Source organism: Mesorhizobium sp. M0166 (assembly GCF_040322255.1).
Taxonomy (GTDB): domain Bacteria; phylum Pseudomonadota; class Alphaproteobacteria; order Rhizobiales; family Rhizobiaceae; genus Mesorhizobium.
Window position 1 is genome coordinate 328555 of the sequence record NZ_JAMYTD010000001.1, and the last position, 12786, is coordinate 341340.

A 12786-nucleotide genomic window follows, 5' to 3' on the forward strand; every position below is an offset into this window, starting at 1 on the left:
TTAGAAGGCGATGTTACCGGAACGCGGCCGCCGCATCAAACCCTGGTGCCGCCGACCGTCATCTGGTTCATCCTGAGATGCGGCTGGCCGACGCCGACCGGCACACCCTGTCCGGCCTTGCCGCACATGCCGATGCCGGTGTCGAGCTTCATATCATTGCCGATCATCGAAACGCGATGCATCGCGTCCGGCCCGTTGCCGATCAGCATGGCGCCCTTGATCGGTTGCGTCACCTTGCCGTTCTCGATCATGTAGGCCTCGGTGCAGCCGAACACGAACTTGCCTGAAGTGATGTCGACCTGGCCGCCGCCGAACGACACGGCATAGATGCCGTTCTTGACCGACGCGATGATCTCGTCCGGCTCCATACCGCCTGCTGTCATATAGGTGTTGGTCATGCGCGGCATCGGCTCGTGTGCGTAACCTTGGCGCCGCCCGTTGCCGGTGGCTTTCATGCCCATCAGCCGGGCGTTCTGGCGGTCCTGCATGTAGCCGACCAGCTTGCCATCGTCGATCAGCACGTTATAGGCCGAAGGCGTGCCTTCGTCGTCGACGGTCAGCGAACCACGCCGCTCGGGCATGGTGCCGTCGTCAACGACAGTGACGCCTTTCGCTGCCACCGGTTGGCCAAGCAGGCCGGCAAAGGCCGACGTCTTCTTACGGTTGAAATCGCCTTCCAGCCCGTGGCCGACGGCCTCGTGCAGCATGACGCCCGGCCAGCCGCTCGACAGCACGATGTCGAAAGTGCCGGCAGGTGCTGGAACCGCTTCGAGATTGACGAGCGCTTGCCGCAGTGCCTCCTTGGCCGCGTGCTTCCAGCTGTCCTCGACCAGGAATTCGCCAAAATCCTTGCGGCCGCCCGTGCCGTAGGAGCCGCTCTCCTGACGGTCGCCGTCGCCGACCACCACCGACACGTTGATCCTGACCAGCGGACGGATGTCGCGCACCATCTGGCCGTCGGCGCGCACGATCTCGACATGCTGCCAGGAGGCGGCGAGCGACGCCGTCACCTGCCTGACGCGCGGATCCTCGGACCGCAGCCACGCGTCTATTTCCTGAAGCAGCTTGGCCTTGGCCTCGAAGGAAGGCGAGGGGATAGGGTTTCCGTCGCCGTAGAGATGGCGGTTGGTGCGGGCGGGCGCTGCGGCAAGCGTGCCGGAATAGCCGCTCTTCACCGTCGAAACGGCATCGGCGGCGCGCAGCAGCGAGGCTTCGGAGAGATCGCTGGAATGGGCGTAGCCGCTGGCTTCGCCGGCGACGGCGCGCAGGCCGAAACCCTGGTCGGTGTTGAAATTCGCCGTCTTCAGTTTGCCATTGTCGAACATCAGCGCTTCGCTCTCGCTGTATTCGAGAAACAGTTCGCCGTCGTCGGCGCCGTTGATAGTCTCGGCGACGATCTGCTTGATGCGATCGTCGGAAATGTCGAATTGGCCGATTAGGCTGTTCATGGCGTATCCGTTCGCAGGAGGATTGTTTCCCACGATGTAGGCGCGAAGGCCCGCACAGACAATCTGAAATGACATTCGCCGTGACCGCGGCCGGTCAACATCACTGGATCGTGCTACAACACCGCGTTCAGGGCAGGGCGGCAAAGCCGTCGGCGAAACCCTTGAGATCGACGGGAATGCCGATGCCTTCTTCCGGCGTCTGGAAGACGATGAAGGTGGCGGACGTTCCGGTCTTCAGCGTGTCGAGCAGCGGCTTTTCCAGGATGACCTCGGCATAGCAGCCGTCCTGGAAACAGCGCACGAAGTAGGCGCGGCCGATATCCTTGCCGTCGACATTGAGGCCGAGGCCGTTGGGCAACAGCACGCCGAGCGGCGCCAGCACACGCAGGATTTCGGCCTTGTTGTCTGCTGTGCGCAGCACGACGACGGAAAGCCCCATTTCCGGGCGGTCCTCGGCGACGACGTTCTGCATCATCACGCATTGTTCGGACGTAGCACCGGCCGGCGTATCGCAGATGATCGACCACGCCCCATGCGTCGACTTCACCGTGCCGCTTGGCTGCGCGGCATTGGCCAGGCCGGCGCCGGGCAAGGCTATTGCGGCGGCAACAAGGATGACCTTCGCCAAGGTTCTCGAAAGCCAAGGGTTCATGACGGCTCCATTGCGAATCACGGCACTTTAAGCCGCACTAAACCCAAGTAAAGGACGAGACCCCGGCGATCTGCCCCGACACAGGCGACAATGCGCTTTTCCGTGCCAATTTCGCCCTAATTGCGACGGTTCCGCGCGCCGCGCGGCTCATTCTACCCGGATGCCGCTCTGGTGATTCGCGGCGAGCTGTCACCGCACGAAGCCAGCGCCGCGCTTGCGCGCAAAAATGCCGCACGGGTTCCGGCGCTCCTTTCTTGCGGAGGCAAATAGAGTATGGTTTGAACCAGCCTTGAATTGTCCGGGATTCCCGTCCCGGCATTGTTCGACATTCTTGCGGTTCGATCGCGAGGAACTGGGAGATGACGAGGGCGATGAGAAAATTCCTGGCAACCGCCAAAATCGTAGCTAGTGCTGCTGCCACGTTGTTTGCCGCTGCATCCGCTCATGCAGCCCAGCCCCAACCTTGGGAAACCAGTTTTCAGCCTCCGGCAACCGACATCATGCGGCAGATCGAATGGTTCGGGAACTACTCGTTCGCGTTCATTATCGTGATCACCGCCTTGGTGCTTTTTCTGATCGCCTACTGCATTTTGCGGTTCCGGGCGAGCGTCAACCCGACCCCGTCGCGCACCAGCCACAACACGCTGATCGAGGTCATCTGGACTGTCGGTCCCGTCGTCATCCTGCTCTGTCTCGCCATTCCCTCGTTCCAGCTGCTGACCGCGCAGTACACGCCGCCCGAAGAAGCCAAGCTGACCGTCAAGGCGACCGGCAATCAGTGGAACTGGGACTACGAATACCAGGTCGACAACACGCTTTCCTTCAATTCCGCGATCCTTCAGGATGCCGACAGGGCTGCTGCCGGCAAGGAAGATCGCGCCGCGTATCCGCGCCTGCTCGCCGTCGACAATGAGATGGTGGTGCCGGTCAACACCATGACCCGCGTGCTGGTGACGGCGACCGACGTCATTCACGCCTTTGCCATGCCGTCCTTCGGCATCAAGACCGATGCGGTGCCGGGCCGCATCAACGAGGTGTGGTTCAAGGCCGATAAGGAAGGCCTCTATTACGGCCAGTGCTCGGAACTCTGCGGTAAGGACCACGCCTTCATGCCGATCGCCATTCGCGTCGTCTCCGATGCGCAATACAAGACCTGGCTGGCGGCAGCCAAGACCGACCTTCCCGGCGCCAACAAGGCGCTGATGGCCGAGGTCGATGGCACGAACAAGGTAGCGGCCGCCGGCAACTGATGTCGCGACCAGAAAAGATTCAGGGAACGGAGCCGACCATGGCAGACGCTGCAGCTCACGACGACCACGACCACAAGCCATATCATGGCTGGGTCCGGTGGGTGTATTCGACCAACCACAAGGACATCGGTACGCTTTATCTGATCTTCGCGATCATGGCGGGCTGCATCGGTGGCGCCTTGTCGGTCGTCATGCGCATGGAATTGCAGGAGCCGGGCATCCAGATATTCACTGGCCTGGCGCAGATGGTCTACGGCATGAACGGCGACGCCGCCATCGACGGCGGCAAGAGTATGTACAATGCTTTCACCACCGCGCATGCGCTGATCATGATCTTCTTCATGGTGATGCCGGCGCTGATCGGCGGCTTTGCCAACTGGATGGTACCGATCATGATCGGCGCGCCGGATATGGCCTTCCCGCGCATGAATAACGTGTCGTTCTGGCTGCTGCCGCCGGCTTTCATCCTGCTGATTTTCTCGGCCTTCGTCCCGAGTGCGCCCGGCGCCTATGGCGTCGGCGGCGGCTGGACGCTTTATCCGCCGCTGTCGACATCGGGCCAGCCTGGGCCGGCCATGGATCTGGCGATTCTTTCAATCCACATCGCCGGCGCCTCCTCGATTCTTGGTGCCATCAACTTCATCACCACCATCTTCAACATGCGCGCGCCCGGCATGACCATGCACAAGATGCCGCTGTTCGCCTGGTCGGTGCTGATCACCGCCTTCCTGTTGCTGCTGTCGTTGCCGGTGCTGGCCGGCGGCATCACCATGCTTTTGACCGACCGCAATTTCGGCACCACCTTCTTCGCCCCGGACGGCGGCGGCGATCCGATCCTGTTCCAGCACCTGTTCTGGTTCTTCGGCCATCCGGAGGTCTACATTCTGATCCTGCCGGGTTTCGGCATCATCAGCCACATCATCTCGACCTTTTCGAGGAAGCCGGTGTTCGGCTATCTCGGCATGGCCTATGCGATGGTTGCCATCGGCGCGGTGGGCTTCATCGTCTGGGCCCACCACATGTACACGACGGGCCTGTCGCTCGACACCCAGCGCTATTTCGTCTTTGCCACCATGGTCATCGCGGTGCCGACGGGTGTGAAGATCTTCTCGTGGATCGCCACTATGTGGGGCGGGTCGATTTCGCTCAAGACCCCGATGCTGTGGGCGATCGGCTTCATCTTCCTGTTCACCGTTGGCGGCGTCACCGGCGTGCAGCTGGCCAATGCCGGCCTCGACCGCCCGCTGCACGACACCTATTTCGTGGTCGCGCACTTCCACTACGTGCTGTCGCTGGGCGCGGTCTTCGCCATCTTCGCCGGCTGGTACTACTGGTTCCCGAAGATGACCGGCTACATGTATTCGCCGGTGATCGCCAACACCCACTTCTGGGTCACTTTCGTCGGCGTCAACCTGGTCTTTTTCCCGCAGCACTTCCTCGGTCTCTCCGGTATGCCGCGTCGTTATATCGACTATCCCGACGCCTTCGCCGGCTGGAATATGGTGTCGTCCTACGGCTCGTACATCTCGGCTGTCGGCGTCGTCATCTTCCTGTTCGGCGTCTTCGAGGCGTTCCAGAAGAAGCGGGTCGCCGGCGCCAATCCTTGGGGCGAGGGTGCGACCACGCTGGAATGGCAGCTGCCTTCGCCGCCGCCGTTCCACCAGTGGGAACAGTTGCCGAAGATCAAGTAGGCGGTTGCCTCCTTTAATACGGAACCGCCGGCCGGCCGGCGGTTTTGGCCAACGGAATGATGGACTTTAGTACGCATGGCCCTTGCCGAAGACGGACTGATTGACGAGCCGGGCTTCCGCATGTCGGAAGCGACGGCGGGCGATTTCTTCGCCCTGCTGAAGCCGCGCGTCATGTCGCTGGTGGTGTTCACCGCGTTTGTCGGCATGGTCGCCGCCCCGGTGACCATCAATCCGCTGCTGGCGGTGATAGCGATCCTGGCTATTGCCATTGGTGCTGGCGCATCCGGTGCGCTCAACATGTGGTACGACGCAGACATCGATGCGGTGATGACGCGCACCGCCGGCCGTCCCGTGCCGGCCGGCCGCATCCGGCCAGGCGAGGCATTGAGCTTCGGATTGGTGCTGTCGGTTCTGTCGGTGATGACGCTCGGCGTGCTGGTCAACTGGCTGGCAGCGTCGCTTCTAGCCTTCACCATCTTTTTCTATGCCGTTATCTATACGATGTGGCTGAAGCGCTGGACGCCGCAGAACATCGTTATCGGCGGGGCCGCCGGTGCCATTCCGCCGGTCATCGGCTGGGCGGCGGTCACCGGATCGATCAGCCTCGAAAGCTTGGTGCTGTTCCTGATCATCTTCCTGTGGACGCCCCCGCATTTCTGGGCGCTCGCACTGTTCAAGTCGGAGGACTACGCCAAGGCAGGTATTCCGATGATGCCGAATGTTGCCGGCCATCCCGCGACCAGACGCCAGATCTTTGCCTATGCGCTGGTCCTCGCGCCGGTTGGCGTGCTGCCATGGGTTCTCGGCTTCACCACGCCGGCCTATGGCATCGTTGCATTGCTGCTCGGCGCCGGCTTCGTCTGGTATGCGTGGAAGGTGCTGCAAATGGCCGATGACGACAGGGCGATGAGGCCGGCCAAGGCCTTGTTCGGCTATTCGCTGCTTTATCTCTTCGCCATCTTCGCCACCTACCTTGGCGATTGCGTCGTCGCGCGCGCGCTGACCATCGGTGGAGCATGAGCATGGTCGACAAGAAGCTTGAACTGGTCACGCTGACCGAACGTCAGCAGAAGGCCCGCCGCAATCGCTCGGCCGCAATCGGTTTCGCGCTGGCGGCGCTGGTCGTCATATTCTACGTCGCGACCATCGTGAAATTTGGTCACAGTTTCCCCGGCTCGATGTGAGCTGACGATGACCAGGCAAACAGTCACCGATCCTACGAAGAAAAACACGAACCGTGTCGTCGCCGGCGTCTGCATCGCGTTCTTCGGCGGCATGATCGGCATGGCCTACGCCGCGGTGCCGCTCTATGCGATGTTCTGCCAGGCGACAGGCTACGGCGGCACCGTCAAAAGGGCGACCCAGCAATATGCCGACCGGGTGCTCGACCGCGACATCACCATCCGCTTCGATGCCAACACGGTCGGGGTTCCCTGGCAATTCCAACCGGTCGCCCGCTCGATCACCATCAAGATCGGCGAGACCGCCGAGGCGCATTTCAGCGCGACGAACAAATTCAGCCGGCCCATCACCGGACGGGCCACCTTCAATGTACAGCCTGAGCTGGCCGGACCTTACTTCAACAAGGTCGAGTGTTTCTGCTTCACCGACACGACGCTGAAGCCGGGCGAGACACTGGACATGCCGGTCGTGTTCTATGTCGATCCCGACATCGTCAACGCGCCGGAATTGAAGGATTTGAGGACGATTACCCTGTCCTACACGATGTTCCCGGTCGACAAGACCAAGCCGGTCGCATCATCGGTGCCGGCCGACGGCCGCCGCAACAAGATTTCAGATACCGAAGCAAGCCTCGGGGGTTGATATGGCAGACGCACACGCAAAACCACAACATGACTACCACCTCGTCGACCCGAGCCCGTGGCCTTTCCTGGGCTCCGTCGGGGCGCTGGTGACCGCGTTCGGCGGCGTCTGTTACATGCAATACCTCAAGGGCGGCGATTTCCCGATCTTCGGTTTCAATGTCGCCAATCCATGGCTGTTCTTCATCGGCCTGCTGATCGTCATCTACACGATGTTCGCCTGGTGGTCGGATACGATCAAGGAAGCGCATGAGGGACACCACACCCGTGTCGTGTCGCTGCACCTGCGCTACGGCATGATCATGTTCATCGCCTCCGAGGTGATGTTCTTCGTCGCCTGGTTCTGGGCCTTCTTCGACGCCAGCCTGTTTCCGGGCGAGGTCCATCAATACGCCCGTACCGCCTTCACCGGCGGCGTCTGGCCACCCAAGGGCCTCGAAGTTCTCGACCCCTTCCATCTGCCGCTCTACAACACCGTCATCCTGCTTCTGTCGGGCACCACGGTGACCTGGGCGCACCACTCGCTCATCCACGGCGACCGCAAAGGCCTGATCAACGGCTTGGTGCTGACCGTCGGCCTCGGCATGCTGTTCACCATGGTGCAGGCCTACGAGTACATGCACGCGCCGTTCGGCTTCAGGGATTCGATCTACGGCGCCACCTTCTTCATGGCGACCGGCTTCCATGGTTTCCACGTCATCATCGGCACGATCTTCCTGCTGGTCTGCCTGATCCGCGCCATGAAGGGCGACTTCACGCCCAAGCAACATTTCGGCTTCGAGGCCGCCGCCTGGTACTGGCACTTCGTCGACGTGGTGTGGCTGTTCCTGTTTGCCTCGATCTACGTCTGGGCATCGAACGGCGCGATGATCGAACCGCACTGAGATCGAGCTGAGGAAATCGACAAGGCGGCTGCGGCGACGTGGCCGCCTTATCTTTTGCGGCAAATGCTCCTAGGATGACCTCATGAGCGACGACAAGGCGATCTGGCCACCAATCGATGCGATCTCGGCCGGCCTGCATGGCCGCTGCCCCCGCTGTGGCGAGGGCAAGCTGTTCTCAGGGTTCCTCACGGTCGGCAATCGCTGCACCAATTGCGGCCTCGATTATTCCTTCGCCGATGCCGGCGACGGGCCGGCGGTGTTCGTTATCCTGATCATCGGCTTCATCGTCGTCGGCCTGGCGCTGTGGATGGAGGTGACGCTCAATCCGCCGCTCTGGCTGCATCTGCTGCTGTGGATTCCGCTGACGCTTGTGCTTTGCCTGGCGGCGCTCCGGCTGATCAAGGGCGTGCTGCTGACGCTGCAATACCGCAACAAGGCGGCCGAGGGCCGGCTGGATCGCGGCGAATGAGCGAGGCATCGGGTTCGGTGGCCGGCCGGTCGCGGCCGAAGCGCGCATTGGCGCTCGCCCTGGGTGTCGTCCTGTTTTTGATACTGCTGGCGCTCGGCACCTGGCAGGTTCAGCGCCTGCACTGGAAAGAGGGCCTTCTCCAGACGATAGACCAGCGCACGCATTCGGCGCCTGTGCCATTGGCCGAGGTCGAAAAGCGGTTTGCTGCCACCGGCGACGTGGACTACACGCCGGTAACGGTGACCGGCACTTTCCGGCATCAAGGCGAGCGGCATTTCCTCGCCACCTGGGAAGGCCAGTCCGGTTTCGACGTCTTCACGCCGCTGCAGCTCGACGATGGCCGTTTCGTACTGATCAACCGCGGCTTCGTGCCTTACGATTTCAAGGACCCAGCCAAGCGGCCGCAGGGGCAGGCGACGGGCGAAGTGACGGTGACGGGGCTCGCCCGCAACCCGCTGCCGGCCAAGCCCTCGATGATGCTTCCCGACAATGATCCGCATAAGAACATCTTCTACTGGAAAGATCGTGACGCGATGGCCTCGAGCGCCGGCCTGCCGGCAGGTGCGGCGCTGGTGCCGATCTTCATCGATGCGAACGCCGTGGCTAACCCCGGCGGGCTGCCGGTTGGCGGTGTCACCGTCATCGACCTGCCGAACAGCCATCTGCAATATGCGATAACCTGGTACGGCCTTGCCGCCGCCCTTGCCGGTGTCCTCATCTCCTGGCTCCGCCGCCCGGCGAAAGACCAATGATCGCCGCCACAACCCTTGACAGGGCAGGGTCGCACACCTCATTTCGCGCCTTGAGCTCAGAAGTCATAACCGGATCAACCGGCCTACAATCAGCGTAAGATGCAATCATGCTTCACACAAAGCCACCGCTGACCATCCGGCTTTGCCAGCCGCGCGGTTTCTGTGCGGGCGTCGACCGTGCCATCCAGATCGTCGTGCTGGCGCTGAAGAAATACGGCGCGCCGGTCTATGTCCGCCACGAGATCGTGCACAACCGCTACGTCGTCGAAGGGCTGCAAAGCCTCGGCGCGGTGTTCATCGAGGAACTCTCCGAGATCCCGCCCGAGCATCGCCAGAGCCCGGTCGTCTTTTCGGCGCATGGCGTGCCGAAATCGGTGCCGGCAGACGCCCAGTCCCGCAATCTCTTCTATCTCGACGCGACTTGCCCGCTGGTCTCGAAAGTCCATAAGCAGGCGATGCGCCATCAGCGGCTTGGCCGCCACGTGCTCTTGATCGGCCATGCCGGGCACCCGGAGGTGATCGGCACAATGGGCCAGTTGCCGGACGGCGCGGTCACTCTGGTCGAGACCGAGGCCGACGCCGCAAGCTTCGTGCCTGCAGACCCGCAAGCGCTCGGCTTCGTCACCCAGACGACGCTGTCGGTCGAGGACACCGCCGGTATCATTCGCGCCCTGCAGCAGCGTTTTCCCGAGCTGCATGCGCCGGCGGCGGAATCGATCTGCTATGCCACCACCAATCGCCAGGAAGCGGTCAAGGAAACAGCGGCCGGCGCCGATCTCTTCCTGGTCGTCGGCGCACCTAACTCCTCCAACTCGCGACGCCTGGTCGAAGTGGCCGAGCGCGCCGGCGCTTCGATGTCGCTTCTCGTGCAGCGCGCCTCCGAAATTCCGTGGAATGACATTGCCGGCATTTCGACGCTCGGCCTGTCGGCGGGCGCCTCGGCGCCGGAGATCATCGTCGACGAGATCGTCGATGCTTTCAGGCAGCGCTTCGACGTGACCATCGAGCTGGCCGTGACGGCGACCGAGACGGAGGACTTTCCGGTGATGCGGGTGTTGCGCGATGTCGAACTGACGGCAGCCGACATGGCCTTCGTCAACGGAGCCGCGTAGCAACGATGGCGGTCTACACGGACGTCAATGAGGGCGAGCTCGGCGCATTCCTCAGGAACTATCCGATCGGCGACCTCTTGTCCTACAAGGGCATCGCCGAAGGCACCGAAAACTCGAATTTTCTGCTGCACACCAGCTTCGGCTCCTACATCCTGACGCTTTACGAAAAGCGCGTCGACAAGGCTGACCTGCCGTTCTTTCTCGGCCTCATGGCCCACCTCGCCAGAAAGGGCATTTCGTGCCCGCTCCCGGTCACCGCACATGATGGCGGTGTGATCGGAACACTTGCCGGCCGGCCGGCGGTCGTCATCACCTTTCTCGAAGGCCTGTCGCTGCGGCGGCCGATGGCTGCGCATTGCGGCGAGGTCGGCAAGGCGCTGGCGGCACTGCATCTCGCCGGCGCGGATTTTCCGATGACCCGCCCCAACGCCCTTGCCATCGATGGCTGGCGCAAGCTGTGGAACGCCGCCCGCGCCCGCGCCGACGAGGTCGAGCCGGGACTGGCGGCCGAGGTCGATGCCGACTTCGCTGATTTCGAGCGGAACTGGCCGAACGGTCTGCCGCAAGGCATCATCCATGCTGATCTTTTCCCGGACAATGTGTTCTTCCTCGGCGAGAAACTGTCCGGGCTGATCGACTTCTATTTCGCCTGCAACGACCTCTACGCCTATGACGTTGCCACGTGCCTCAACGCCTGGTGCTTCGAGAAGGATTTTTCCTTCAATCTGACCAAGGGCACGGCGCTGCTTGCCGGCTACCAGAGCGTGCGGCCGTTGAGCAGTGACGAGAAAGCCGCGCTGCCGATGCTGGCGCGCGGCTCGGCGCTGCGCTTCATGCTGACCCGCCTCTACGATTGGCTGACGGTCCCGGACGGCGGGCTGGTGATGAAACGCGACCCGACCGAGTATATCCGCCGGATGCGCTTCCACCGGGCGATCAATTCTCCTTCCGAATATGGACTGACATGACCAAGCGCGTCGAAATCTTCACCGATGGTGCCTGTTCGGGCAATCCCGGGCCTGGCGGCTGGGGCGCAATCCTGCGCTTCAACGGCGCCATCAAGGAGCTCCATGGTGGCGAGGCTCTGACCACCAACAACCGCATGGAGTTGTTGGCTGCCATCTCGGCGCTCAATGCGCTCAAGGAGCCTTGCGTCGTCGACCTCTATACCGACAGCAACTACGTCAAGGACGGCATTTTCGGCTGGATCGATGGCTGGAAGCGCAACGGCTGGAAGACCGCCGCCCGGCAGCCGGTGAAGAATGCCGAGCTGTGGCAGCAGCTCGACGCGGCGCGCAACCGCCACCAGGTCACCTGGCATTGGGTCAAGGGCCATGCCGGCCATCCCGAGAACGAGCGCGCCGATGAATTGGCGCGGCTCGGCATGGCGCCATTCAAGACGAAGTCGGCGAAACCCGTGCTCGCCTCCGTGCCGCCGAAGCAAGGCACCCAGTCCAAGCAATCGGCGGCCAAGAAGGTTCGGCGCTCGACCCAGAGTTATTGATCCGGTTGAGCTGGCGTGTCAGCGGATCAGAAGGGCGGTGCCGAACAGTCCGAGTGCGAACACCGTATGCGACACAAGATTGAGGGCGCGGACCTGCATCGGATTGGGGCGCTTCGAAGCAGCCCAGCCCGCACCCATGCCGGGCGCCAGCAAAAACCACCCGGCGCCGACTGTGACGATGCCGAGGATAAAGGCTGGCAGAAAGGTCGGCGCGGTGAGCCAGGCCGTTCCGGCCAGCACGACCAGTATGATGCCGTAGACGATGCCGACAGCATAATGAAAGGCCCAGCCAAGCGCTGATTCATGGGCGTGGGGCGAGGCATCGCCAATGTCGTCATGGAAGACCTTGCCTTCCCTGAGATGCCAGACCCAGCGGCCGACCAGCCCCCAGTTCGGCCGCGGTTGAGCAAACGCCTTGTTCAGGAAAATCGCCCAGATATCCATAAGCGCGGTTGCGCCGATACCGATCGCGACGCTGCGCCAGACGATGTCAGACATAATCGAGGTCCCCAAAAGCAAGCAGTCCCGAAGGGCCGACGCATGGCCCCGAAAGCCGGGTTGGCTTTCGGAAGGATCATGCGCCGATGCAAAAGTCAGCGTCCTTGGACGTTGAGCGCTCGAAGGCGCCCTTTGCCGTGCCTGGCCTAGGCTGTCGCCAGGACGGAAAGCTGTCCCAGAATGTGAGCCGCACCGGATTCGTCGACGCCGGGCTTTGTCTCGACATTGAGCGCGGTGACCTTGCTGTCGTCGACGATCATCGAAAAACGCTTCGAGCGCAGCCCCATGCCGCCGCTGGAGAGGTCGGCGTCGAGGCCGACCGATTTGGCGAAATCGCCATTGCCATCGGCAAGATAAAGGATTTTGCCTTCACCGCCGCTGAAGCGGGCCCAAGCCCCCATGACGTGAACATCGTTGACCGAGACAACGGCGATAGTGTCGACGCCGCGCGCCAGGATGGCGTCGAAATTATCCAGGTAGCCGGGCAGATGATTGTTGCTGCAGGTCGGCGTGAAGGCGCCTGGAACGCCAAACAGCACGACCGTCTTTCCTGAGAATATCTCGCCCGTCGTGATCGGCTTTGCACCGTCGGCGGTCATTGTCTTGAAGGTCGCATCGGGCAGTTTGTCGCCAACGGAGATCGTCATGATGGTCCTCGCTTGAGAATGGAAAGGGAGTGTCCTTGCGATAGCGAACTAAGGCG

The 12786-nt window shown here is 62.3% G+C and carries 15 protein-coding genes; 11 read left to right on the plus strand and 4 right to left on the minus strand.

Translation table 11 applies throughout. The features are described from left to right. Window positions 1-35: 35 nt before the first annotated feature. The gene (gene tldD / locus NKJ46_RS01620; RefSeq protein WP_352661005.1) at window positions 36-1448 is read right to left on the minus strand and encodes a metalloprotease TldD; all 1413 of its coding nucleotides are present in this window, start codon (window positions 1446-1448) and stop codon (window positions 36-38) included. A gap of 127 nt (window positions 1449-1575) precedes the next feature. Continuing rightward, entirely contained in the window at window positions 1576-2100 is a 525-nt protein-coding gene (locus NKJ46_RS01625) for an invasion associated locus B family protein (RefSeq protein WP_254818452.1), read from the minus strand. A gap of 371 nt (window positions 2101-2471) precedes the next feature. Between NKJ46_RS01625 and coxB the strand changes: the two genes are divergently transcribed. From coxB to rnhA, 11 genes are all read left to right on the plus strand, one after another. Then, window positions 2472-3350, plus strand: coding sequence for a cytochrome c oxidase subunit II (coxB, locus tag NKJ46_RS01630; RefSeq protein ID WP_352489615.1), 879 nt, complete (start codon window positions 2472-2474; stop codon window positions 3348-3350). A gap of 38 nt (window positions 3351-3388) precedes the next feature. After that, entirely contained in the window at window positions 3389-5041 is a 1653-nt protein-coding gene (gene ctaD, locus NKJ46_RS01635) for a cytochrome c oxidase subunit I (protein WP_292657466.1), read from the plus strand. 75 nt (window positions 5042-5116) lie between these two features. After that, complete coding sequence (locus tag NKJ46_RS01640; protein ID WP_352661009.1) at window positions 5117-6061, plus strand: heme o synthase; 945 nt, start codon at window positions 5117-5119, stop codon at window positions 6059-6061. Continuing rightward, complete coding sequence (locus NKJ46_RS01645; RefSeq protein WP_502903347.1) at window positions 6058-6225, plus strand: cytochrome c oxidase system small membrane protein; 168 nt, start codon at window positions 6058-6060, stop codon at window positions 6223-6225. The genes NKJ46_RS01640 and NKJ46_RS01645 overlap by 4 nt, the downstream gene beginning before the upstream one ends. Before the next feature lie 7 nt (window positions 6226-6232). Next, window positions 6233-6865, plus strand: coding sequence for a cytochrome c oxidase assembly protein (locus NKJ46_RS01650; RefSeq protein WP_292657471.1), 633 nt, complete (start codon window positions 6233-6235; stop codon window positions 6863-6865). Window position 6866: 1 nt separating this feature from the next. Further along, window positions 6867-7748, plus strand: coding sequence for a cytochrome c oxidase subunit 3 (locus NKJ46_RS01655; protein ID WP_023674137.1), 882 nt, complete (start codon window positions 6867-6869; stop codon window positions 7746-7748). An 82-nt stretch (window positions 7749-7830) separates the two neighbouring features. After that, entirely contained in the window at window positions 7831-8217 is a 387-nt protein-coding gene (locus NKJ46_RS01660; RefSeq protein WP_352661012.1) for a DUF983 domain-containing protein, read from the plus strand. Further along, window positions 8214-8969 carry an SURF1 family protein gene (locus tag NKJ46_RS01665; RefSeq protein ID WP_352661014.1) on the plus strand — a complete coding sequence of 252 codons (756 nt, stop codon included), beginning with the start codon at window positions 8214-8216 and terminating at the stop codon, window positions 8967-8969. The genes NKJ46_RS01660 and NKJ46_RS01665 overlap by 4 nt, the downstream gene beginning before the upstream one ends. 107 nt (window positions 8970-9076) lie before the next feature. Continuing rightward, complete coding sequence (ispH, locus tag NKJ46_RS01670) at window positions 9077-10081, plus strand: 4-hydroxy-3-methylbut-2-enyl diphosphate reductase (RefSeq protein WP_352661017.1); 1005 nt, start codon at window positions 9077-9079, stop codon at window positions 10079-10081. A 5-nt stretch (window positions 10082-10086) separates the two neighbouring features. Continuing rightward, the gene (locus tag NKJ46_RS01675) at window positions 10087-11049 is read left to right on the plus strand and encodes a homoserine kinase (protein ID WP_352661020.1); all 963 of its coding nucleotides are present in this window, start codon (window positions 10087-10089) and stop codon (window positions 11047-11049) included. Then, window positions 11046-11585, plus strand: a complete 540-nt coding sequence (gene rnhA / locus NKJ46_RS01680) for a ribonuclease HI (protein WP_352489622.1) — start codon at window positions 11046-11048, stop codon at window positions 11583-11585. The genes NKJ46_RS01675 and rnhA overlap by 4 nt, the downstream gene beginning before the upstream one ends. An 18-nt stretch (window positions 11586-11603) precedes the next feature. Here the strand turns inward: rnhA and NKJ46_RS01685 are convergent, their stop codons facing one another. Beyond that, window positions 11604-12083: a DUF2938 domain-containing protein gene (locus NKJ46_RS01685; RefSeq protein WP_352661024.1), complete on the minus strand. Its 480-nt coding sequence runs from the start codon at window positions 12081-12083 to the stop codon at window positions 11604-11606. A gap of 146 nt (window positions 12084-12229) precedes the next feature. Beyond that, window positions 12230-12730, minus strand: coding sequence for a peroxiredoxin (locus NKJ46_RS01690; protein ID WP_352661026.1), 501 nt, complete (start codon window positions 12728-12730; stop codon window positions 12230-12232). Window positions 12731-12786 lie beyond the last annotated feature (56 nt).

Coding starts and splice junctions, on each gene's coding strand:
- tldD (WP_352661005.1), bottom strand. CDS start 1,448: ATGAACAGCCTAATCGGCCAATTCGACATTTCCGACGATCGCATCAAG.
- NKJ46_RS01675 (WP_352661020.1), top strand. CDS start 10,087: ATGGCGGTCTACACGGACGTCAATGAGGGCGAGCTCGGCGCATTCCTC.
- NKJ46_RS01655 (WP_023674137.1), top strand. CDS start 6,867: ATGGCAGACGCACACGCAAAACCACAACATGACTACCACCTCGTCGAC.
- ispH (WP_352661017.1), top strand. CDS start 9,077: ATGCTTCACACAAAGCCACCGCTGACCATCCGGCTTTGCCAGCCGCGC.
- NKJ46_RS01685 (WP_352661024.1), bottom strand. CDS start 12,083: ATGTCTGACATCGTCTGGCGCAGCGTCGCGATCGGTATCGGCGCAACC.
- rnhA (WP_352489622.1), top strand. CDS start 11,046: ATGACCAAGCGCGTCGAAATCTTCACCGATGGTGCCTGTTCGGGCAAT.
- NKJ46_RS01645 (WP_502903347.1), top strand. CDS start 6,058: ATGAGCATGGTCGACAAGAAGCTTGAACTGGTCACGCTGACCGAACGT.
- NKJ46_RS01660 (WP_352661012.1), top strand. CDS start 7,831: ATGAGCGACGACAAGGCGATCTGGCCACCAATCGATGCGATCTCGGCC.
- coxB (WP_352489615.1), top strand. CDS start 2,472: ATGAGAAAATTCCTGGCAACCGCCAAAATCGTAGCTAGTGCTGCTGCC.
- NKJ46_RS01665 (WP_352661014.1), top strand. CDS start 8,214: ATGAGCGAGGCATCGGGTTCGGTGGCCGGCCGGTCGCGGCCGAAGCGC.
- NKJ46_RS01650 (WP_292657471.1), top strand. CDS start 6,233: ATGACCAGGCAAACAGTCACCGATCCTACGAAGAAAAACACGAACCGT.
- NKJ46_RS01625 (WP_254818452.1), bottom strand. CDS start 2,100: ATGAACCCTTGGCTTTCGAGAACCTTGGCGAAGGTCATCCTTGTTGCC.
- NKJ46_RS01640 (WP_352661009.1), top strand. CDS start 5,117: ATGGCCCTTGCCGAAGACGGACTGATTGACGAGCCGGGCTTCCGCATG.
- NKJ46_RS01690 (WP_352661026.1), bottom strand. CDS start 12,730: ATGACGATCTCCGTTGGCGACAAACTGCCCGATGCGACCTTCAAGACA.
- ctaD (WP_292657466.1), top strand. CDS start 3,389: ATGGCAGACGCTGCAGCTCACGACGACCACGACCACAAGCCATATCAT.